The following is a 24200-nucleotide window of genomic DNA, read 5'->3' as shown; positions in this document are numbered from 1 at the left end:
CTCAGGCCACTTCGTCGTCGCCGCGGTTGGCGCCGAAGGTGTTCTGCCCGTCAATGTCCTTGGACGTGTTCCGGTAGGCGCGGATGCCGAATGGCACGGCGACCATGAACACGAGCCCCGCGAGGCCGATGGCCATCCACGGAATCGGCTTCTGCTTGAGCTGGACGTCCTTGCCGTAGGAGTTGAGGTTGTTGCCCATGGCGCGCTGCTTGGCGGCCTCACGCTCCTCGGCGGTCATCTCGCGGGGGGCCTGGAAATCCTGGACCTGCTTGCGAGGCTGGGCCAGCGCGGCACCACCCGAGCTGAGCGCGAGGACGAGGAACATCCGGGGAACGAGGTATCGCATATGGCGGGGGAGGCTATCACGACCCAACGGATGGACTGAACAGGGCTTGCACGCGGAGTGAGCGTCCATTACGGGCCGGGGACCCACATTTCCATTCCGGACGCCATGCTGCGCCTGCCCTTCATCGTCCTCGCCAACCTGTACCTCCTTCTGGTCTCCCTGCTGGGCGCGCCCTTCCGGATGATGGCCGCCGGCCATCGGCCCGCCTACGTCCGCTTCCGGCTGACGGGGAATCCGCCGTACCGCGAGCAGCGCCGCCGCCGGTTGCAACTGGGGGGAAGCCGCCCCGAGCCGTCGGATGTCACGTCCGTGGAGCGCCTCCGCGAATCGTTGGAGCTCCTGGCGAAGGACGGCCGGGTGAAGGGCATCCTCCTGGAGGTGGAGGACCTGACCGTGCCCGCGGCGAAGCGGGATGCGCTGGTGGCGGTGTTGAGGGCCTTCCGAGCCCAGGGGAAGCGGGTGGTGGGCTGGGCGGTCCACGTGGACAACGAGGGATATGCCCTCCTGTGCTCGGCGGACGAGGTGCTCCTGCCCCCCATGGGCCGCGTGGAGCTGGTGGGCTACGCCGCCGAGGCCACCGCCCTGGGCACAGGCCTGTCGCGCGCGGGCATCCGGCCGCAGTTCATCCGGCGTGGGGACTACAAGACGGCGCCGGAGCTCTTCACCAAACCCGTCGTGTCGGACATCCAGACGCGGACGGTGGAGTCGTTCCTGGATGAGCGCTACGCGGACCTGGTGGACGTGGTGGCTCGGGGGCGGCGCAAGACGCCGGAGGAGGTCCGGGGGCTGATCGACCAGGGGCCCTTCAGTGCCCGCCGGGCGCTGGACGCGGGGCTGGTGGACGCGCTGGTGAGCGAGGCGAACCTGCCCGCGCACCTCGGGCTGGCGAAGCCGGGGGACGGGGAGGAGGAGACGGAGCTGGAGCCGATGGAGACCTATCTCTCCACGGTTCCGTTCCCGCCGGTCCGTTGGAAGCGACTGCGGCGGAACCCGCGCGTCGCGGTGGTGCCCGTGTCTGGAATCATCATCCCGGGCAAGGGGGCCAGCGGGAGGATGGCGACCGCGGAGACGGTGGTGAAGGCGCTGCGCGCGGCGGGGCGGGACAGACGGTCGAAGGCGGTGGTCGTCTACATCAGCAGCCCGGGCGGGACGCCGCTGGCGTCGGAGCAGATGCTGGAGGCCGTGCAACGCGTGGCGCGGAAGAAACCCGTCATCGCGTACATGGACCGGGTGTGCGCCAGCGCGGGGTACATGGTGGCGGTGGGTGCGAAGGAGATCTGGTCCGCGCCGCACGCCATGGTGGGCTCGATTGGTGTCTTCGCGGGCAAGTTCGACATGTCCGGGCTGATGGAGAAGCTCGGGGTGCACAAGACGGTGCTGGTCCGGGGGCAGAACGCGGCCATGCTCTCGTTCTCGCGTGGCTTCACGCCGCAGGAGCAGGCCACGCTGGAGGCCGAGGTGGAGGAGATGTACCAGGCCTTCCTCGACATCGTCGCGAAGGGGCGGGGGCGGACGAAGGAGGAGATCCACCAGTTGGCGGAGGGCCGCGTGTATTCGGGCGTGCGCGGGAAGGCCGTGGGGCTGGTGGATCAGGTCGGGGGTTTCGAGGAGGCCTGCCGCCACGCGCTGTCGCTGGCGAAGGTGCCGGCGGCGGAGCGGTTCGAAATCATGACCTACGGCGCGCCCAAGCAGCGGGTGAACCTGCTGAAGCTGTTGATGGGGGCGTCCCATGCGCAGACGTATGCGCTGTGCCCCACGGCGTTGAGCATGAATGGGCTGGGCGGCACGGAGGCGTTTGAAGATGCCGCGAGCTTCGGGGTGGCCGACGTGGTGGGTAGAGTGTTTCCTGATGACCAGTGGCCATTCGGGGGCTGACGGGCGCGAGCTGTAGACTGGAGGGATGCTGAAGGCACTCGCGTTGCTGACCGCATCCTGTCTGGCCCAGGCGGAGGCTTCTTCCGCCGCGAAGGTGGAGGAGAAGCTGCCGTTCGTCACGAGCCTCCACTTCGAGAATGACGTGCTCGCCAAGAGCGACCGGCTCTACACGAACGGCGTCCGCATCGAGCACTTCGGGGAGTACGACGGGTGCCGCTCCATCGCACGGACGCTGCGACTTCCGGACGGCGTGCAGCACCGGTACCTCTGTGGCGGCTCGCTGGCGCAGAATATGTACACGCCCAGCCGCATCGTCCCGCTGCCGGAGCAGGAGGTATTCCCGGACCCGAACGACCGGCCCTACGGAGGCTGGCTGCACGGCGGCATCTTCTTCCAGCACATCTATGCGGGGAGGGCGCCCGCGGACTCGTCGAGGCTGACGCTCCAGGCCACGGTGGGCGTCACGGGGCCGGCGTCCGGGGCGGCGCAGACGCAGCGCTGGGTCCACCGGACGCTGAACGACATCTTCGGGCGTACGGTGGCAAGGATTCCGGTGGGTTGGGAGAAGCAGTTACCCACCGAGCCCGCGTTCCACTTCTCCGCGCTTCGCGAGCAGCCGCTGCTCTGGAGCCCCGTGGTGGACGTGACATGGTCCGCCGGGGCGATGCTGGGTACGGTCTTCGTGAACGCGAGCCTGGGAGGGACGGTCCGTGTGGGCTATCTGGCTCGGCCGTATGGCCTGGCGCCCATCATGCCGTCCGTGGTCAAGGAACTGGAGGCTCAGCGGGCTCCGGGGGAGGCCTCCTCGGAGCTGATGGCCATTCGAGATGAACGCGCCTGGGAGGCCTACCTGTACGCCCGGGGGCAGGTGAGGGTGGTGGCGAGGAACCTGTTCCTGGATGGCACGCTCTTCCGTCCGAGCATCAGCGTCCGGAAGGCGCCCATCGTCGGGGACAGCGAGTTCGGCGCGGCCTTCCGGGCGGGCGGGTTCCAGTTCGGCCTGAGCATGGTCTTCCGCTCCCAGGAGTTGGCCGACCCGCCCAATCCGCTCCTGTCAGGACACCGGTTCACCCAGCTTCAGCTTTCGTATCTACATTGAAGGCTGGTTTTTCAACGACTCACACCGGTGGTCTGGTCAGCTTGGCGTCAAGGAATCAGAGGCTCGGCCGGGGTGGGGGAGGGCGGAGCCGCCACTGTCTCCGGGTTGATCTGGGCCAGAACGTCGTCCTTCACCGCGACCTGGGTCTTGTCTCGCAGTGATTGAACCAACGAATCCAGCGCCTTCGCGCGGCGCTCGGACTCCATCCGCTGGATAATGCGCGCCTTGACCTGATCGAACCGCTGGTCCAATCCCACCTGCCGCCCTTGCAGCATGAGGAGGTGGATGCCCGCCTCCGTTTCGATGGGTGCCGAGAGCTGGCCAATGGCCTTCAAGGCAAACGCCGAGTCCGCGAGGGCCTCACCGCCAGCGGCAATCAGCTCCTCGCGCGTCCGGAATCCCAGATCGCCCCCTTGGGGCTGTGTCGCGGTGTCCTGAGAGTGGGTGCGGACGGCTGTGTCAAAAGCCCGTGGCACGCTCTCTCCACGCTGAATCTCCGTGGACAGGCGAACGGCCTGGGTCAGCGCCTTGGCCCGCTCCGGACTTCCCCGGGCGGCCTTCAGCAGCAGTTGACTGACACGCACCCGGGGAGGCTTCACGAACTCAGGAACATTCGCATCGTAATAGGCGCGGGCCTCATCCTCGCTCACCGTCGCGCCTGCCGCGGATTCCGTGTGTGCCTTCACGAGCCGCTGGACCATGACCTTTTCGAGCATGGCACGGACCTCAGGATCGGAATCCAATCCCTGACGCTTCGCTTCCTGGACCAGCAATTCGAAACGAACAAGATTGTCCAGAAACTCTTTCTTCTTTTCCGGTGTTGAGTAACGAGCGCGGACAAAAGAGGGCTGTTCGGCGAGTTTGGCTTCGAACTGCTGACGCGTGATTCGCCCCTCTCCCACGAGCGCGACGACTGGATGCTCGTCTTTTTCAGGACTTCCTGACTTTGTGCGATCGCATCCGCCCATACCCAGCGTCAAACCAACGGCCAGTGAGGCCGTTCCCACCCACCGCAACTGCCTGACCATCGAGCACTCCACCTTGAAGTCCGCACCTGCGGACTCATATCCGTGACGGGCACAATTGAACGTCATCTATTCGCTGCCGGACAACTGCCTTGCGATTTCTCTGACATATAGAGTAATTCTATAGTCGCACGGAATAGCGGGTACGAAAGCACAATGAAACGCCAGAAGGTGCTGTGGAAGTGGATCTGTCTCGGCAGCCTGCTCGGTATTTCAGCATGTGAGCGATCCGCTCCAGCCCCGGCCGGCCTCTCAGCGAACGTCGCGGCGCGCTACAAGGGTGGAGCCATAACGGCGGAAGAGGTCCTCCGTGAAAGCCAGCGCCTGCCGCCCACGTTGAGGGCGCGCTTCCAGCAGGGGACGGGGCGGGAGGAGTTCATTCGCTCCATGGTCGACAAGCGACTCCTCGCCATGGAGGCGGAGCGTCTTGGATTCACGCAAGATCCGGAAATCCGTCGCCAAGTTCGGGATCTGGAGGAGCGGCTGACCATCCAGGCGCTGTTGGCGCGGGAGGAGAAGTCGGCGGGCGCTCCGACGGACGACGAGGCTCGCGCCCATTACCAGGCCAACGTGGAGCGCTTCGCTCAACCCGAGCGGCTGCGGATCGCTCGGATTCTGGTCGAGGTGCCTCCAGGCAGCCCGCGCACCTCGTGGAGTCAGGCGCACCAACGTGCGGAGACCTTGCGCCGCCGGGTCGTCAACGGAGAACCCGTGGCGAAGGTGGCGGAGTCCGGGGATGGGCCGGAGCGCAGCCGGGGCGGAGAGCTCGGGTTGCTGGCTCGCGGAGAGTTTGGCAGCGCGGCCCTGGAAGAAGCGGCGCTCGCGCTGACCCGGCCTGGAGAAGCGACTCCCGTCATTGAACAGCCGACGGGGGCTGTCGTCCTCGTGCTGCTGGAGCGGCTGGCGCCCAGGGTGCCTCCTTTCGAGGAGGTCCGGGAAGCCGTCCTGGGGCAGATGGCACCCATGCTTCAGCGACGCGCTTTCGAGCAGGTGTTGGCGCGGTTGCGCAAAGAGGCCTCGATCGAACTCCCGTCAGCTGGCGCCCCGAGCGGGGCGTCAGTGGACGTCGATACGGTGGCGCAGCACTGACGTATTCGAGGTGGTGGGCGTGGATTGCGGCAGCGGCACGCCGCGGGTGGTTTTCGTCGGACTCGAGGGGGAGCTGTGCTCCTGGATGACCTGAAGCGGGGCCTGGCGCTGGTCGCGCTGGTGGCCGGACTCGTTGTCGCGGGCAGCGCCCATGCGCAGTCGCGCGTGGCCACTGTGTTTCCGCTGACGCCTCTTCGACCGGGGACGACGACGCTCGACCTGGGCCTGTCCGTGGAAGGCGATGCCCGCCAGATTCGCGTCGACGTGAAGGCGACTTCGGCATCGTCCGGCACGGTGGTGGACGTCCGGGACCTGGTGGTGAACCGGGATCTGGCTGGCGCGGTGCCGTTCCACGTCAGGGTGCCTCTGCGCCGGGAGCTGCCCTCGGACGCCGTGGTGGGGATCAAGGCGTCCCCCGCGGAAGACGGCACCGGGACGCCGCTGATCGCCCAGTTCGATTTGACCCAGGCGCCTCCCGTCCTTCCTGCAGGCGCGGTGCGCGTCAACGCGAGCCAGGACCTGTCGCACCTCGTCGTCAGCGTGCAGGCGCAGGGGCCCGTGGCGTCCGCGGAGCTGACGCTCGTCGGCGCCTCGGTGGAAGCCCTACGACGGGTGCATGGAAGCCTCAGTGACGCGGAGTCCGTGGCCTTCGCCAGCGTTCGGCGGCTGATGTCGCGCCCGCGCGAGCAGAACTCGGGGCAGATCGACTTCGTCGTCCCCATGCTCAATGGAACTCGGGTTCCCGCGGATGGCGTGGTGGTGGTCGATGTCGCCGTCCACGACCCGTACGGACGGGTCGTCACTACCTCCGCCGTCGAGTTCACCAGCGGGCGCGCGTTCGATCCGCTCGTGAAAATCTCGTTGAGCCCGAATCCCTTGCTGCTCTCCGGAGGGTACGGCTCTTCCGTTCCGGTGCAGGTCACGGGGCATTTCTCGCTGGCGGGGGATGTGAACCTCAGCGGTGCGCTCCAGGGCGTCGTCTACGCGTCCTCCGATCCCTCCGTCTTCGTCGTCTCGCCGGAAGGCGTCGTCCAGGCCAGGAATGATGGGACGGCCACGCTGACCGCGACCTTCGCGGGGATGAGCGAGACCGCGGTCGTCGTGGTGGACTCGGACGCGGACCTCGTCGGGGTCCAATTGCTGCCTCTGCAACCCACGGTGGATCGCGTGGGCGGGACGTTGGCGCTGCGCCTGGAGGGCATCCTGTCGGACCCCGCGGCGCCCACGGGTGAACGTCGCGTGGACCTCACCACGGGCAGCCTGGGAACCGTGTGGACCTCCGAGGCTTCGGATGTCGCCACGGTGGGACAAGATGGAAGGGTGACGGGCCTGCGCCCGGGCGTGGCCCGGATTCGCGCTGTCAATGACGCGTTCAATGCGACCATCGATGTCGCGGTGCGCGATGGATTCCCCTCCATCCGTGTGGCGGCCCCCGCGACGGTGACCGCTGGCACCTCCTTCGATTTCCATGCGACCGCGACGGACGACATCTCGGTGTCGTACGTCGAGTTTCTGGTCAACGGTGTCCCCGCGGGCAGGGACATGGAAGCACCATACTCCATGCGCATCCAGGCCCCCCCGTATGGTGGCGCCACCATGTCGCTGTCCGCGGCTGTCGTGGACAGCGGTGGGCAACGGGTTGAAGCACCGGTGGTGAAGGTGCGTGTCGCGGGCGTCGCCGCGCCGAGCACCCAGCCCGTGGTCATCGAGGCGCCGACGCCCGGCTCGCTGCTCGTCCAGGGGCTCCCCCAGGTGCTGCGTGTCACGAGCGGGGCGTGGGCGAGTGGCGGCCTGTCGACCGAGGACTTCCAGGTCGTGCGGTACTACGTCGACGACGTCTTCGCGGGCTCCGTGGACCTCCCGCGGGTCGAAATCCGCCGGCATCCGAATACGGGGGACATCATCCCCGTGCCCCTTTGGGAGCTGACCTTCACGCCTCGGTCTGGCACGGCGGGGACGAGCCTCGCCATCCGGGTGGAAGCCCTGGATCGAGGCGGTGCCCTGGTCCGGTCCGACACCTTGCTGGTGCGCGTCGTCCGGGACACGCCACCGCTCCTGAGCGTGGAGCAGCCGCGAACGGCCACCGCGGATGCCGTGGCGGGCACGCCTTTCCGCGTGACGGGCACCGTGAGCGATGACGCCCTGGCCTTTGGCACCCAGGTGTCGCTGCGCGTCGATGGCACCACCGTGGACGCCGTGCGTGTCGCGCGTGGAGGCACGGGCGGAACGGCGTCGGGGAGCGAGCGATTCAATCTGGCGTGGACGCCTGCCCGCACAGACGTGGGGCGCGCCCGCAGGTTGGAACTGGTGGCGACGGACAGCGCTGGGAATGTTGCCTCCAGGCTCTTCACCGTCACAGCCAAGGCAAACGCCGCCCCACACATCGCCATTCTATCCCCAGCGTCATCCCTGGTGCTGGTGGGCGGAAGCCAGGTCCGGCTGACCGCGAGCGTGACGGATGACACGTCAGACCCCGTGGAGGTCCGGTGGCTGGTGGGGGAGTCGGTTGTAGGCAGATCCGCCGTACCGCCTTACGACGTCGCCTACACGTTGCCGTTCGTCACGGCATCGACGGAGTTGACGGTCGTCGCTGAAGCCCGGGACTCCGCGGGAAACACCGCTCGAACTCAGGTGAAGGTCTCCGCGGTTCCGGACACCAAGGCGCCAGCAGTGTCCTTCGTCGTTCCCAAGAACAACGTGTCGGTGCCCCGGACGAGTGATCTGCTGGTCACCGTGGCGGGGCTCGACGACGTCGCCGTGTCCAAGGTGGAAATCCTCCTGAACGGCACGGTGGTCTTCACGGACAACGCGCCCGGGACGCAAGGAAGCGTGCGGGGCTCGTTCGTAACGCACACGGTGCTCACGGCGGCCCAACTGGGAACTGCCGCGACGCACACGTTGGAGGCCAAGGCCTACGATTCGTCGAACAACGTAGGTGTGGCACCGAAGGTGGCAGTCAACACCACCGACGACGCCAAGCCGTTGGTGTCGTTCGCGCCTTCCACGCCGACTGAAGCCACCGTGGGCACGGACATCCACGTCGAGGTGCTCGCCTCCGACGACGTGGGTGTCACGTCGGTGGAGCTCCTCGTGAACGGCGAGTCGAAGGGCACCGACCTGGTGGCGCCGTACCGCTTTTCGTTCACCGTCGAGGGGCCTCCAGGGCCCGTCCGGCTGGAAGCACGGGCGTGTGACCAGGCCTGTGAATCCACGGCTGAGGCCTTCCTCACCGTGGTTCCCGATACCCGCAAACCGCTGGTGACCTTCCGCGCGCCGCTCCTCGGCGCTCCCGTCTTCGCGGGACGGCCGCTTTCCGTGGAGGTCGCCGCGGCCGACGACGTGAAGGTCGCGAGGGTCGAGTTGTTCGCGCCTCACAGCCTGGGGGCGCTGACCGAGGGCACCGAGGACAATCTGTACCACGTGTACCGGTGGTCGCTGCCTGCCTCCGCCATTCCCACGGAAGGGAAATTGAAGCTGAGAGCCGTGGCCACGGACTCGTCCGGCCTCACGGCGGAGCGGGAACTCGAGGTCGCGGTGGTCGAGGACCTGCCACCCGTGGTGACGCTGACGTCACCGGCCGCCGGGACGATCTACAAGGAAGGTGAGGATGTCCGCATCGTCGCCACGGTGGGGGATGACGACGGCATCATCGGAATGATCGGGCTGTCGGGAGGGCAAAGGCAGGGCGTTCTTCCCGAAACGGGACCGGTGATTCCCATCAGCGCCCAGCAGTCCTTCACCGTCTGGGCACCCATCGTCAGCAAAGGCGCGCTGCCGACCGTGGGCGTGGAGGCGCGGGATACAGCGGGCAAGACGGGCAAGGCCGAAGTGGACCTCTCGGTCCGAGCGGACACCGAAGCCCCGACAGCGGAGTTGCTGGCCCCCGCGCCCCCGAGCAATGGCGGCCCCTTCTCCGTGCGGCTCAACGGTGCGCTGGGCATGCGGGTCGCGGTCCAGGACGACGTTCGTGTGGCGAAGGTCGAGGTGGAGCTGGCGGCTCAGAACGGGACGCTCGTGCCGCTGGCGGGCGCGGACACCCTCCTGTCCGCCAAGGACAGTCGCTACGAGGAGACCCACGTTCCGAATCCGCTCGCCCCTGGAGAAATCCTCATCAGCCGCCGGTTCTTCGCGAGCTTCGAAGGCACGGTCAAACTCCAAGGCGTCACGGCGGGACGTTACGTCCTCAGGGCCAGGGCCTTCGATCCGGCGGGCAACGCCACGCCGACCCAGGACCTGGCATTGGACATCGTCGTGGCCCAGGACTCGGAGGCCCCTCGCGTCACCATGCGGTTCCAGGGCACACCCTCCGACAAGTCCTGTGTGGCCGGTTCTCTGATCAAGCTCCATGTCGACGTCACGGACGACGGCACCATTCAGACGTTCAGCGCGGAATCCGACGGGGAGCCGCTTGATGACATCGATTTCACGCCCGGACCGCGCGTCTCGCGCACCTGGAACCTGACGCTGCCCGCGCTTGGGACGTTTGGTTCCCGGAGCTACACCGCCAAGGCCGAGGCGACGGATGCGGTGGGCCGCACGACCCACGCGAGTGTGAGTTGTGAGTTGGTGGCGGATGTCCCGGCCGTGGTGCGCTGGGTTCAGCCGACGAGCGGGGGAGGGTTGTTCGAGGAGGCGTCGCAGGCCGCCGTGGTGGAAGTCGAAGAAGACACGGGCATCGGCGCAGCCTGGCTGCTGGCGACGACCGTCGCGCCCGCGAACTTCACCGGAGAGGGCCGCTTCCTGCTTCCGACGCCAGGGGCGTCCGGGAACGCCTACGGTTCCGCCATCCGGCTGGAGTTCGGGCTTGCGCAGGCCTTCGAGGTGACGGCGGGGCCCACCGCGTTGGAGGTCTCGACGCCGGCCACGGGCGTGGTGACTGGAGCCCCCCGGCGCCTCATTCTGATCGCCGATCCCGAAGCGGCAACCGGCCTCAAGGCCGAGGTCCGCTACCAGTTCACCGTGACGCCTGGGATGGAGGAGAACACCTCCGTGCAGTCCTTCATCGCCCGGCATCCGGGAGGCGTGCGCCAGGTGGACTTGAGCGCGGCGCCCCACCAGGCGGACCTGACGTTCCCCTCAGGCATTGTCGTGGAGGACGTCCGGGTGGCGTTCCTCGCTCAGCCTGGAACGAACGCGACCTCCGCCCTTGCGGACGTAGGCCTTCGCTACGAAAACCAGTTCGTCCAGGTCCGGGCCGGGGCGGGTGGTGAACGGATGACGGCGCAGCCCTGGGCGATGACGGTGTCGCCCGGGAAGAGCACCCCCGTGAGAACGGACTATCGCCTGCCGGCGGGCTGGTCTCCGAGCCCTGTCACCCTGAGCGCGGTGGTACGTGACCTCGCGGGCGCTGTGACCTTGCGAAGTCAGCAGGTGGCGGCCGTTCCCGACACCCTGGGGCCCGAGGTCCGGATCAGTCAGCCCATCGCGGGAAGCTCCGTGGTGGCGGGCCTGCCATTCACCGTGCACGTTCAGGTCCGTGACGCAGTGGAGGTTCGTCGCGTCGAACTGCTCGTGGATGGAGCGCCGCGGGGGACGCGTGAAGGCCGTGACCTCACGGATGTCGGCTTCCCCATCTCCATTCCAGCGCCAACGGCGGGTGTCCCCGTCGCCATCACGGCCATTGCCGTGGACCAGGCTGGCAATGCGTCCGTGTCGCCGCCGCTCTACCTGGATGTCCACGAAGACAGACCGCCGCAGGTCGCGTTGCGACGGCTCAGGTATGACCTGACGCCTCAAGGAGGAGGGCTCCACAACATCTCCGAGACCGAGCTGAACAGCGGCTATGTCCGGCTGCTTCAGGCTGTGCCGCACACGGTGGATGTGGTCGCCACCGACGACGTCGGGCTGGCGCATCTCGAAATCAGCTACCTGGGCGCCCCCCTGCGCTCCGTGACGCCGCCCGCGGGAACGCGTCAGGCCACCGAGACCGTGACGTTCACTCCGCCTCCCGGGGCGAATGGTGCCCCCACGGTCTTGCAGGTCAGGGTCACCGACACCTTGGGCGCGCAGCAGTCACTGCGACTCGTCATCGAGGGGCGCAAACCGCAGGCTCCATCACTGGCCATCGCCAGTCCGGTGGCCGGCGCCACGCTCACCGAGGGAAGCCTCGGCCTGGTTCTTTCATCCGTGGCCGCTGACGACACGGGCGTGGCCCGGGTCGAGTACTTCCTCAATGGTCAAAGGGCGCTGTCCGTGTCCAGGGCCGAGGCGAAGGACATCAGCGCCATGCCTGGCGACGGTTCGGAGGGCAGCTTCCCGCTGGCCAATGACCCGCTTCTCCAGAGCGCCATTGCTCGGTTGCCGGACGACTTCCGGAGAGACCTGTCGCGGGTCAAGGAGTTCCGGGGCAACGTTCGCTTGCCACCGGGATTCGTCGCCTTGGACCCGAGCCGTCCGGACACACGAATCACCCTTCGTGCCGTGGCCACCGACCAGGAAGGGCACGTCTCCTGGTCGGAGCACACCGTTCAGGTCATCCCCGACCAGACGCTTCCGACCGCCATCGTTCTCCGGCCTTCCTTCGGCCAGGATCTGGTGGAGGGAAGCGCGGTCGTCGTGGAGGCCGTGGGCATCGACAACATCTTCGTCGAGGAGCTCGAAATCCTCGTCGGCCCCAACCTGGACCAGCTTCGGGTCATCCGGACTGCGGGCGGCTTCAGCACGGACTCGGCAGGTGAGCGGGACGGCTACTCCTACTCCAGCCCGGTGGTCCGAGCGGAGTTCACGGTCCCCCGGTTGAATGAGCTGGGGGCAGGGGACTCCGCGCCCTACCTGATCGCGGTGCGCGTCCGGGACTCCGCTGGAAACTCCAACGAGAACGAGCTCGCGCTCCAACTGGTCGACGTCGTCCGGGATCGCGAGCCCGCGGTGTCGCTGATGTCGCCGGTGGATGGCTCTCGTGTCGTCGAACAGAGCTTCGTCACGGTGACCGTGTCCGCCGAGGACGATGTAGCGGTCACCAGTGTCTGGCTCTACGTCAATGGCGTGGAGCAGAGCCTCGTGCTCCGGGCTCCGCCGTTCGTCTTCAGGGTTCCTGTCCCGGAAGGCGCGGAAGCCCTCACGCTCCAGGCCGCCGCGCGGGACTCGTTCAACCACGAAGTTCGCAGCCAGGTGGTGCACCTCCCGGTCGTCAAGGACCAGCCCCCCACGGTGGCCATCGTCGAGCCTCGAACGGGCGTCACGTTGACTGAGGGACGTGATTTCGCCTTCGTGGTGGCGGCGCAGGACGACGTGGGCGTCACGTCCGTCGAAGCGGTCGTTGAAGGCGGCATCGGCGGGACGCTGCGTCTTTCAGCTTCAACCGCGCCCTATCGGTTCCGCGTCCCGCTTCCGTTTGGCTCAAAGGGCCGCACGCTGACGCTGCGGGCCACGGCGAGAGACACGTCCGGGAAGGAGGCGCGCGCCCCCGTGGTCCAGGTGGCCGTGCAGGAGGATAAGACGCCGCCGGTGGTGTCGTTCCTGCGTCCGGCGGACCAATCGGAGATGATCGCGGGGCAAGTCCTCCGCATCGAAGCCACCGCGGACGACAACGTGGGCGTCGTTCGAGTCGCCTTCAAGATCGATGGCAAGGACCACGTCACCATGCCCGCGCCGCCGTACGAGTTCTCGTACCGCGTGCCGCAGGCGAAGGTGGGCAGCCAGATCTCTATCGAGGCCACCGCGACGGACACGTCCGACAAGACGTCCGCCACCACGGTGAGGGTGGGCGTCGTGAAAGACGCTCCGCCCGTCGTCGCGTTGAAGCCCATTTCGCAGATGGTCGCAGGCCGTCCGACCGCCCTCGTGGCGGAGGCCTCGGACGATGTCGCGGTCGCGCACGTGCGCTTCTTCATGACGCGCCCTGGTGAATCCGAGGTGGAGATTGGCCGACGCAACCAGTTGCCCTTCGAGTTCATCTACACGCCGGATCGCAGCCTGGGCATCGATCCGCCGGTGACCCTGACGTTCCGCGCCAGCGCGAGTGATGTCGCGGACCAGGAGGTGTTCAGCAGCCCCGTTTCCGTGACGGTCGAAAAGGACCAACCACCCACGGTGGCCATCACCGGTCCACCGGCGGGCAGCGCGGTTTTCGAAAGCGCGGCTGTCCGGCTTGAGGCGGACGCGAGGGATCGTGAAGGGCCCGTAAAGGCCGTTCACTTCTTCGTGGATGGCCGGAACGTGGCGACCTCCTATGCCCCGGCGGGCTTCGCTGGAAAGCCCACGGTCTACGCCGCCACGTTCCATCCGGAGCTGGGCAGCGGCAACCGGACCTTCGTCCTGACCGCGGTGGCTGTTGACTCCGCGGATCAGGAGACGGAATCACAACCGGTGCTCCTGGGATCCGTGCAGGACACGGTCGCTCCCGAAGTCGACCTGATAGATCCGCCCGGCCAGGATGTGGTGACGGAAGGGACATCCATCACACTGACCGCCGCCGCGTCGGACAACGCGAGGGTCTCGAACGTCGAATTCCTGCTGGATGGCGTCGTCATCGACTCGACGACGGTGTCCGTCCCTGGGCCCGCGAACAGGCCCTTGTTCAGCGTGAATTGGCCTGTGCCCACGGACCGGGCCGGTGCCGAGTTGTCCTTCCGCGCCGCCGCGATGGACCCCAGTAACAACCGGGGGATGTCGGCCACGGAGAAGGTGGAGATCGGCATGGCGCCGGCCTTCACCTTCGAACCGTTCCAGGGCGGGGAGCAGTCCTTCATGCGTGAGGGCCCTCTTGACCGACTGCTGCTCGGACTGGTGAAGGAGAACGACCACCAGGTGGCTGTGGTCCAGGTCAGCGGGGGGACTGCGACGACTCTGGGCAAGGCGTTCGTGGACGGGCCTCCGCGAGCCGCAGTGTTGTTGCGGGATCTGGCCATGGTGGCGACCGGGCGCTCGGGCCCCCTGAGCACCGTGCAGTATCCGCCTCAACTCACGCTCATCGACGTAAAAGGCGTGCCAGGCGTGATTCCGCGCAGGCTGGGCTCCATTGACCTCCCGGGTGAATCCATCCATGGGCTGGCCGTGTCGGGGCACCTCGCCTTCGTGGCCAACGGCGCGGCAGGCGTCGCCGTCGTCGACATCGCGGCCCCAGACGCCCCGGTCCGCTTGAACACGCGGCCCATCACGGGCACCGCCCAGGACGTCGCGGTGCAAGGCAACCTGTTGCTCGTGGCCGGAGGTCCTGCGGGCCTGCGCGTGCACGACCTGCGCGATCCCTCCTTCAAGGAGGTCGGTTACCTCGCGCTGCCCGGCGAGGCCATTCGTGTCGTGGTGCAGGGAACGCGCGCGTACGTCGCGTGCAAGGACCCCGCGGCGACGTTGGCGGTCGTGGACCTGTCCCATCCGAGCACGCCACTGCTGAAGTCGCTCTTGACGCATCGACCGAAGAACGCGGCTCTGCGCGCCACGGGGCTGTCGGATGTCGCCGTGAGCGGCAACCTCGCAGTGGTGGCGGCTTCGTTGGTGGATTCCAAGGGCGTGCCCTACAAGGGCCTGCTCTCGGTGTCCGAGCTGCGCCCGGATGGCACCCTGGAGCACGATCCGCTCAATCCGAAGGAGCCCCTCAAGGCCAATCTCCCGCGTGCGAACGCCGTGTCCATCGCCTCGGGTGTGCCGCTCACCACCTTCGGGGCGACTGGGGGCGCGGCGTTCGCGCCAGAGCGCATGGTCGTCACGGGAATGACGCCCGATGACGGCGCGACCCAGGTGGCTGTCAACGCCCCAGTGGCCATCGAGTTCTCGAAGCCTCCCGCGTCCAACACAGTCACGGCGCAGTCCGTCCAGCTCCGGGAAGGGGACGCGACGATCGGCCGGTCGGTCTCCGCGACGATCGCGGCGAACGGCAGGACCGTGACCCTCACGCCCGATGCGCCATTGGCCGTGTCGACTCAGTACTTCGTCTCGGTGACGACGGACGTGAAGTACCTCGGTGGAACGGCCTTGTCGGAGCCGTTCATCGCGAGCTTCAAGACCCGGGCGACCGCCAACGACTTGCCATCCGTGTCCGAGGTGCTGCCCCCGGCCGGACCGCTCGCGGGTGGCACGCAGGTGACGATTCGCGGCGATCACTTCGCGACGGGGGTCCGCGTCTACATCGGTAGCTCCGAGGCACGCGTGCTGCAAGTCGCCGAGGACCACAAGAGCGTCGTTCTCCTCACGCCCCCTGGGGTCGAAGGGCACGCGGTCGTGACGGTCGTCAATCCGGATGGCGGAGAAGCGTCCATCGTGGGCGGCTTCGTCTATCTGCCGATGCTGCAAGTATCGTTGGTGACCCCCGCTTCGGGGCCCGTGGCCGGTGGCACGCAGGTAGAAGTGTCGGGCGCGGGCTTCCAGCGTGGCGCGACCGTGACCTTCAACGGCACCGCGGCGACGCAGGTTCGGGTCCTGGCCCCCGGACGACTGGTCGCCGTGACGCCCGCAGGTGTGTTCGGCCCCGCCGACGTGATCGTGACGAATCCGGATGGCGAGCGCGCGTACATGCCCGGTGCATTCCTCTACAGCCGGCTCGCGGTCTCCAGGGTCATTGGCCGCTACGATCCTCAGGGGCATCCAGGTGGCAAGTCGGATCACGAGCTGTCCCAGGGGGCTCCCCTGGCCGTGGTGCTCCAGGACAAGACGGCCTGGGTGTTGTCGGCGGCGCAGGTCTACACCGCGGCGAGGACGCCCACCGAGTTGCTGTCGCAGAGCATTCCGGGCGGACTGGGCGCGGTGGACGTCACGTCACCCGAAGACGCATCGGTTCTCGGAGGCAGATCCATTCTGCCGCCCTACGAGCCCGTGGCGCTGGCGATCCGGGGAACGCGTGGTTTCGTCGTCGCCAACGGAAAGTCCCTGCCGCACGTGGACGTCGAGGGGGAAGGGCAGGCGGCACTGCTCGTCTTCGACCTGACTCAACGGACGGCGCCCACTTATGTGGATGTCGTGAGCTTCCCTGGAACGGCGCACGCGGTCTCGCTGGTGGGGGACCTCGCGCTCGTCGCCGCCGGAGAGGCGGGTCTGCAGATGTTCTCGATCGCGAACCCGAACCGGCCCTTGCTGCTGGGCGCGAAGCAAAACTTCCTGATGGCGGGCGTTTTCGGCCCCGTGTCCGTGCAGAGGGTCGCGGCCTCCGGACGCCATGCGCTGATCCAGGCCACTCGGAACGCGGTGACCAGCACGTTGCTCGTCGACCTCGCGACGCCTGGGCTCTCGGTCCTGGGGGAGCTGGCTGGCAACTACGGCGAGATGGACATTCGCGGGCCGCAAGCGCTGTCCGCGGCGCGCTCGTTGCGAACCGTTTCGCTGACGCCGACGTCACGCCCCTACGTGCATGCGGTCGTGCCTCCCCTCATGCGCTCGGGGCTCTTCGTCGACGGCGCCGCCCATCCGCATGTCATGGCAGGCATCACCTCGCCCATCGAACAGCAAGGCAGTCCCGCATCACTGCAACTCGTCGAGGCGTCCAGCATGGCATCGCCTCGGAGCATCGACGCGATCGACCTGTATCCGGCGATAAGTCTGTCCGATGTTGACATCGACGGCGACGTGGCCGTCGCGACGATTTCGGCGACCGATATGCGCGCTGCGAAGAACGCCCTGGCCGTGGTTCGGCTGCCATTCCCCGTGGTGGTCGCCAGCACGCCGGAGAATGGCCAGGAGCATGTCCGCCCCACGGAGCCGGTACGCCTCAGCTTCAATGTCCCGGTGTCGCGGGGCACCGAAGGTGAAAGCTCCATTCGGTTGTACGAGCTCAATGGTTCGGCGGAGGGCGAGGACGTCACCGGTACGGTGACGGTGGTCGGCACGGAGCTGTCGGTGATGCCCACCAACCAGGAGCTGGGACTGACGAAGCGGTATCGGCTGGTTGTCCAGGGCCTCCGCGAGGCTGTCGAGGGAAGTTCCGCGACCGGGGCGATCATGCCAGGGACCTACACCCTGGAGTTCACCACGGCGGCCGCGCGCGATGTTGTTCCCATGAGCGTCACGGAGCTTTCGGTCCGGGAAGGCCCTGTGGAAGGCGGGACCGAGCTGCGCATTGAGGGCAGCGGGTTCGGCCCAGGTCTCAAGGTGACCTTCAACGGGGTCCCCGCGGAAGAGCCCTCGGTGTCCGAGGACGGAACGGAGGTGACCCTGCTCACACCAAGGGGGGGCGAAGGCGCCGCGACCCTGGAGTTGACGAGCCTGTCCGGCGTGTCGTTGGTGATGCCGGGCGCGTTCCTCTACAAGCGGAAGTTGGGCCTCATGAGCCTGTCGCCCTCGCGCGGTCCCACGTCTGGTGGCACACGCGTCATCATTGAGGGCCACGGGTTCGCGGTCGCCGGACAAGTCAGCGTTCGCTTCAATGGCGTCGAGGCCGAACGCGTTCGCGTCCTGGGGCTGAACAGGCTCGAGGCCTATACTCCGAACGGTGCTGCTGGGACGGTGGAGGTCTCAGTCCAGAATCCCGACGGCATCGTCGAAACGCTTCGAAACGCCTTCACCTATGACGCGCCTGTCGGCGCCTCCGTGGCATTGGCAGGGACCCTGCGCGACGCGGTGGTCATTGGGTCCTACGCATATGTGGTCGGCAGCAGCGGCCTGCATGTGGTGGACATGTCTGGCGTCTACACGCGAGGGGAGCCTGCGAACCATGGCATCCCCATTCCCCCAGACCGCCAGGCGGAGGTCGTGGACGAAGACGGCCAAGATGGCGACGACCGGATCGTCGGCACCGAAAGCGCGGGAGACCTGTGGGCCGTGTCATACCCTGCGACGGGGGGACACCGGCTCTTCGCCAGCGGTGTCTCCGCACGAGATGAGGACGGTGCCGTTCTCTCGGGTGCGATCTACGAGTTCGACATTTCTGACCCAGCGAATCCTGAGCTCAAGAGTGAGCGCGCCATCCTGGGGGCCGGCGTGTTCGATGTGGACGCCCGTGGAGACCGGCTGCTGGCGGCTGCCTCCAGCGCGGGCTTCCACACGTTCGACATCTCGTACGCGCCATTCCCCATTCGGGATTTCGAGTCGGACCCGCACGCGCAGGCCGTGGCGCTCGAAGCGGGGCGGGCCGTGGCGGGTGTGGGAACCCGAACGAAGGAGGGGACCGTCACGGGCGGGCGCCTGCACACGCTTTCGGTGGAGGGGCCTCTCGCGGTACTGGGGGAACTGGACCTCAATGTCCAGCGTGTGCGGTTGCGGGGACCGCTCGCGGCCGTTGCGGCGGGAAGTGCCGGGTTGGTGCTGGTCGACGTCAGTGACCCTGAGCATCCGGAGATACTGAGAGCGGTTGACGTCCATGGGTTCGCCACCGACGTGCGTCTGGTGGGGTCGCTGGCCTATGTGTCGGCGGGCGCCGCGGGCGTGGCGGTCGTGGATGTGAGCACTCCGCGCGAGGCGCACCTCCTGCACCATGTCACCGGCGCGCATGCGGGTAGCACGTTCGCGGCGGCCGTGACGCCGGGCGGACGGGTGGTGAGTCTGCGTCAGCGCACGGGGGGCACCTGGTCGCTGGATTTCGGTCCGGGAACTGAACTGTCCGTGACCAGCGCCTCCGTGTCCGCGGGTGACGTGGTTCCGCTGAACCTCGGCTCGATCTCGGTGACGCTGTCCACCACCGTAGACCCGACGACCGTCGAGTCCGCGGCCCAGCTCACCGCAGGGGGCGTGCTGGTGGCCGGCGAGTGGGAGGCCGGAAGCGCTGAAGAGAGACGCAGCACCATGGTCTTCCAGCTCGCCCAGCCGCTGCCGCCGGATGTACCCATGCGGCTGTCGTTGAGTGAGGCCCTGAAGAGCCGCGATGGCGCGCAACTCGTTGCCCCGTTTGAGGTCGAGTTCTGGAGCGCAGGGGCAGAGGGAGGCGCGCCCAGGCTCACGCAGGTCGCTCCGCGCGTGGGGCCGATCTCCGGCGGAGGGATCAGCGAGCTGCTCGGATTCGATTTCGATGATTCTGTCGAGGTCTTCGTGGGCGGCGTGCCCGCCAGCGTCATCGCTCGCTCGTCGGGGCGGCTCACCGTGGAGATTCCGCCCGGTGGCCCTGGGCTGGCAGACGTGGAGGTGCGGAGCATGGCCACGGGGCTGAGCTCGCGCCGTGAGGGAGGGTACCTGTACACGCTGCCGCTCTACGTCGAGAGTGCCACCCCTCAGTTCCTGAATCCTCGCGGTGGGAGTACGGTGGACATCCAGGGCACGGGCTTCCTGCCGGCTTGGGCCCATCCGCTCGGCTCCACGCAGGTGCGGGTCCGCGGCATTCCCGCGACCCAGGTTCAGGTGCTGTCACTGACCCGGATGCGCGCCGTGGCGGGGCCGGGTTCCTTCGGCGACGCGCCCGTCGTGGTCGTGTCCCCCGACGGCATTGAACGAAGCGCCGCGCCCAATCGTGTGGGGTACGGGCTTCCGTTCCTGGGCGAGGAGAAAGCGCTGTCCGTGCGGCCGGGGGCGCTGTCTCGCAGCCCGCTGTCGCCGTACTACATCTATGCGTCGGGTGGCTCCTCGGTCAGCGGCAACCGGTTCGAACAGGAGTACCGAGGGGAGCTCACCGGGGACGGCCGGGTCCCCCAGTCCTATCGGATGGCGGCGTTCGACGTGCAACTGGCGACGCGGCCCCGGGCTGCTGGCGCGCAGGTCGTGAATCCGGACGGCTCGGCCAACGCGCAGATCGACAGGCTGGTCGCGGTGCTGCAGGGGCGGCTGCCCAGCGGAACGCCGTTGCCGGATGTCGAGTTGATGCCGGACTCGCTGGACGTGGCGCTCTCGGGCGACAAGCTCAAGCTCTATGTCGCCAATGGCCAGAGTGGTTTGTCTGTGATTGACGGTCGCGGCACCTCCGAGCAGCCCGACGGAACACTCGAGAGCCTGAAGTTGCTGGGGCGTGCCAAGGTTTCTTCCTCCGAAGGCATGATGGCCTCTCGCGTGATCCCGACGCCGGTGGGCGCCTGGGTCCTGTCGAATGGCCTCCAAGACGACCCGGGCGCGCCTCCGCCCAACTTCTGTCTCCCCCTGAAGCCGATGATTGGCTCCAGCGGCATTCTGAGCCTGATCGACGCGAGGAACCCCTCGGACCCGATCCTGGTGTCGCAGGTGGGCGGCGGCGAAGCGTTCCAGCCCTATGGCGCGACGGTGAAGAACGGGCGGCTCTTCGTCGTCACAGGTGAGCACCAGGGCTCCCAGTACATGAAGTGCGATCCGGCCCAGCCGATGCCACCGGTTCCGTACCTGTCGCTCGATTACGGTACCCGCACGAGCTACAAGGACGCGTCTTCGCTACCCGCCAACAACCGGCTCTACATCTACGGATCCGCGGGAGCCGACGCGCAGGTCGTCGGGTCGATTGCGCTCGCTGGCAACCTCACGGATGTCGTCGTGCACGGTGATGTGGCCATCGTCGCGTCAGCCGAATTTGGGCTCACGTTCGTGAACGTCGCGACTCCGACGACCCCCACGATCATCACCCGGATCCCCTTTGACAAAAATCTGTCGAACACGCCGGGGCAGCCACAGCGGTTGCGTCTCGTAGGGGATGTCCTCTTCGTTTCCGCCGGTGAAGGCGGCGTCGTGCTGGTGGATGTCTCCACGCCCGCCGAACCCGTGCTGCTGAGCGGGGGCAACACGGAGTTCGCGCTCGACGCGTTGACGGTCGGGGACCGGCTATTGCTGGCGGGCAAGACCCAACTGACGGAGCTGGAGACTCCGTTCATGCTGGTGACGGGCTACACGCCGGAGCGTGGGGCCCGTGTTCCTCCGAGCGTGCCGCAGCTCGTCGTCCAGACAAGCCGCCGGCTCGCGGCGCCGCGCGTCACGAGCGATTCGGTGAGGCTGCTGGGGCCTGATGGCGTGCCTGTGCCCCTGGAATTGTCGGTCCGCAACAACCCGGGGCAGCTCGATTACGCCATCGTCGCGGCGCTCAATGCGCCGTTGCAGCCCGAAGCCGAGTACCGGCTGCAGGTCGACACGACGGTCACGGACCAGCGCGGGGGCGCATTGTTGGTTCCTCTGCGAACGTCATTCGTGACGGGCAGGGCGAACGCCCAGCAACCCGTCGTTGACGTGATTGAACCGTCCACCGTGTCCACCGCGGGTGGGCAAGCAGTCCTCCTGCACGGGGAGGGTCTGGGAGGGGCGAGCGCCGTGAAGCTCTCGTCGAACGTCGAGGCCACGATTGTCTCAAGGTCCGACAAGGTGCTCACGGTCATCTTGCCGCCACTGCCGGCGGGGCCCATCGACGTCTGGGTGAGCGACCAGGGGCTTCCCGAAGCCTATTTCCCCTCGGGGTTGTTGGCACTGGAGCCCCTGAGCGGGCAGGTGACCCTCAGCCCGAACCATGGACCCGTGGAGGGCCACACGCGCGTGCGACTGTCGATGTCCGCGCGTGCCGTGGCTCCGCTCTCGACCGTGTGCATCGGCGACAATGCGGGCGTCGACGTGGACATCGTGGACCTGTCCTCGATCGAGTTCACGACGCCCCAGGCGAATGGCGCCGGCATCGCGACCGTGCGGCTCATGCCTCCGGATGCGTCCTCACCAGAGAACAGGTGTGCGGGAGGCGGCGGGGTCCCGGTTGGGGTCTTCTCCTATGACCTGCCCATTGGCGAGACCATGAAGCTCCCCGGGTTCCCGCCGCGAGTGGCCTCGGACATCAAGCTGGAAGGGGACAAGCTGTACGTCGGCGTTGCCTCACCGGGCACGTCGGGCCTCGAGATCTTCGATGTCCGACTGCCGGAGCGGCCGCTTCGACTGGGAGGGCTCGCCACGGAGTCGCCCGTGCGGGGCCTGGACGTGGGAGGGGCGATTGCCCTCCTTGCGAACGATGTGGCCGGCCTTGCCGTGGTGGATGTGACGCATCCGGAAACGCCGTTCCTGCTGCGACAGGTCACCACGGGCAGCACCGTTCCCGGCGCGGGCCTGGCCACCGCAGTGCGCATCGAGGGACCGTGGGCGTACGTCTCGACCGTGGATTCCACGCTGGCCTCGGGGAACGTGCAGGTGTTCGATGTCAGCTCCCCGACGTTGCGCCTGCGGGAAACAGTGCCGTTGGATGCGGACGCCCTGGCGCTGGACCTGGGGCCGGAGCGCCTGTTTGCGCTGACCTCGAATGTGGTGGGAACCCAGGGGAGCGGGCTCTCCCTGTCCATTTATGACCGGCAGGGCGCTCGGCAGGGGCGAGTCACCGTAGACGCCGCCAACCGCCCGTATGAGACGCTGGTCCGGAGCCGCCTGGTGGTCCGTGCGAATCGTGCCTACGTGACCGTGGGGCGGCGACTGTACGTGTACGACCTGTCGGACCTGGCGGACATCAAGCTGGTGCAGAACTCCGACCTGGGCGCGGAGTTGGCGGGCCTGGGCTGGGCGGCGGGTACTCTCTTCGTGTCGACGAGCGGCCAGAACACCGTTCAAGCCGTTCCGCCGAACGAACTGCTCCCTGTCGGCATGATGCCCGCTTCAGGCGGTCACGCACGTCCTGACACGCACGTGAGGGTGGACTTCACCCTACCTGTGTTGAAGTCGTCCCTCACTTCGCAGACGGCCACGGTGTCTGTGTTCCGGGCGGGGCAGGGATTCGCGGCTGACGGGGAATGGGACGTCGAGTACTCGGTCCGAGGGTCTTCCGTGGTCTTCACTCCGAGCGCGAATTTCGAGCCCGGAGATGTGGTCACGGTGACGCTGAATGGGCTTGAGTCGTTCGATCTGAGGCCCCAGGCCTCGGCGTTCGTGGGCACCTTCGAGGTCGTGGCTGCGGACGCGTTGCAACCCATCATCGCGACGCTGACGCCCTCGGCGGGCCCCTCGGACCAGCCGACCCACGCGATTCTCACGGGAAGTGGATTCCGGTCGGACACCAAGGTCCTCGTAGGGGGCCAGATCGCCGAAGTGGAGCATGTTGAGGACGATGGAAAATCGCTCGAAGTGACGATTCCGCCGGCCGTCGAGATCCAAGGAGGGCGCGCCGCGGGCCCGGCAGCCGTGGAAGTCATCGACCGGCGTGGTCTGTTCGACCGGCGCCTGGGCGGCTTTGTGTACCGGGATCCATTGCTGCTGAGCGCCTTGTCGCCCAACCGTTCACCTCAGCAGGGCGGGACCCGCGTTCGCCTGCAGGGCCGGGGATTTGCCCCCGGGATGAAGGCGACGTTCGGTGGAACGGACTCGTTCGACGTTCGCGTTTTGAGCAGCCAGGCCGCGGAAGCCGTCGCGCCTGCGCGATCCGGAGGACTGGTCGACGTATCCGTGTCTCTGGGCGTCTCTGCATCCTCCACGTTGCCTGGCTCCTTCCTCTATGGCGCAGGCGGGATAGCGCGTCTGGCGACGGCACCGATTCGCGATGTCCTCGTCGAGTCGGGCGTGGCGTACGCGGCGTTGGGAGCGACGGTCGATGTCCACGGCGTGAATGGCGGGCCTCCGCTGTCTGCGAACCGCAAGACGGGCAAGGGTGGGCTGATGGTGGCCAACCTCAGCGAGCCGACGCACGTCACCGTCATCAGCACACTCGATTTCCCGGGCGAAGGTGGCAGCAACCGCGTGCTGAAGCGGGGCAACACGGTCTACGTCGCCGCTGGGGTGGGAGGCGTCCGCATCGTGGATGTCTCGAAGCCCGCCGTCATCAAAGAGCCTTTCCTCCCTATCGAGGTCAGTGGTGCGGCCACGGACATCGCGCTGGGGGGCTCGCTGCTCTTCGTGGGTGACGCGGAAGGCGTGAAGGTGTTCGACCTGGCGGACGGCGGCCGTCGTCCGCTCCGCGTCGGCAGCCGGGCCATTCCGGGCGGCGTGAGTGCCATGGCGCTGTACCGCGGCAACCTGCTGGTTTCGAGCGCCTCCGTGGGTGCACCCTTGCTGCATGTCCTCGACG

The 24200-nt window shown here is 67.5% G+C and carries 6 protein-coding genes (1 of these 6 cut by a window edge); 4 read left to right on the top strand and 2 right to left on the bottom strand.

The window, feature by feature from the left end; all coding sequences use genetic code 11:
• Position 1: 1 nt before the first annotated feature.
• The gene (locus HNV26_RS02610; RefSeq protein WP_436410025.1) at positions 2-346 is read right to left on the bottom strand and encodes a hypothetical protein; all 345 of its coding nucleotides are present in this window, start codon (positions 344-346) and stop codon (positions 2-4) included.
• A 57-nt stretch (positions 347-403) separates the two neighbouring features.
• Between HNV26_RS02610 and sppA the strand changes: the two genes are divergently transcribed.
• Both sppA and HNV26_RS02600 read left to right on the top strand, forming a co-directional pair.
• Positions 404-2221 carry a signal peptide peptidase SppA gene (gene sppA / locus HNV26_RS02605; protein ID WP_171439506.1) on the top strand — a complete coding sequence of 606 codons (1818 nt, stop codon included), beginning with the start codon at positions 404-406 and terminating at the stop codon, positions 2219-2221.
• Positions 2222-2246: 25 nt separating this feature from the next.
• Positions 2247-3320, top strand: a complete 1074-nt coding sequence (locus HNV26_RS02600) for a lipid A deacylase LpxR family protein (RefSeq protein ID WP_171439505.1) — start codon at positions 2247-2249, stop codon at positions 3318-3320.
• A 47-nt stretch (positions 3321-3367) separates the two neighbouring features.
• Here the strand turns inward: HNV26_RS02600 and HNV26_RS02595 are convergent, their stop codons facing one another.
• Entirely contained in the window at positions 3368-4348 is a 981-nt protein-coding gene (locus tag HNV26_RS02595) for a peptidylprolyl isomerase (protein WP_171439504.1), read from the bottom strand.
• A 384-nt stretch (positions 4349-4732) separates the two neighbouring features.
• Here HNV26_RS02595 and HNV26_RS02590 point away from each other — a divergent pair, with 384 nt between their 5' ends.
• On the top strand, positions 4733-5434 hold the full coding sequence (locus HNV26_RS02590) for a peptidylprolyl isomerase (RefSeq protein ID WP_171439503.1): 702 nt from the start codon (positions 4733-4735) through the stop codon (positions 5432-5434).
• A gap of 75 nt (positions 5435-5509) precedes the next feature.
• Positions 5510-24200: the 5' portion of an Ig-like domain-containing protein gene (locus HNV26_RS02585; protein WP_171439502.1), read on the top strand. It continues 12371 nt past the right edge of the window; the window shows 18691 of its 31062 coding nt (coding positions 1-18691); the start codon lies at positions 5510-5512; its stop codon lies off the right edge, out of view.

The sequence above is a fragment of the Myxococcus xanthus genome (assembly GCF_013116825.1).
GTDB lineage: Bacteria > Myxococcota > Myxococcia > Myxococcales > Myxococcaceae > Myxococcus > Myxococcus xanthus_B.
This window is presented reverse-complemented; position numbering and strand designations above follow the sequence as displayed.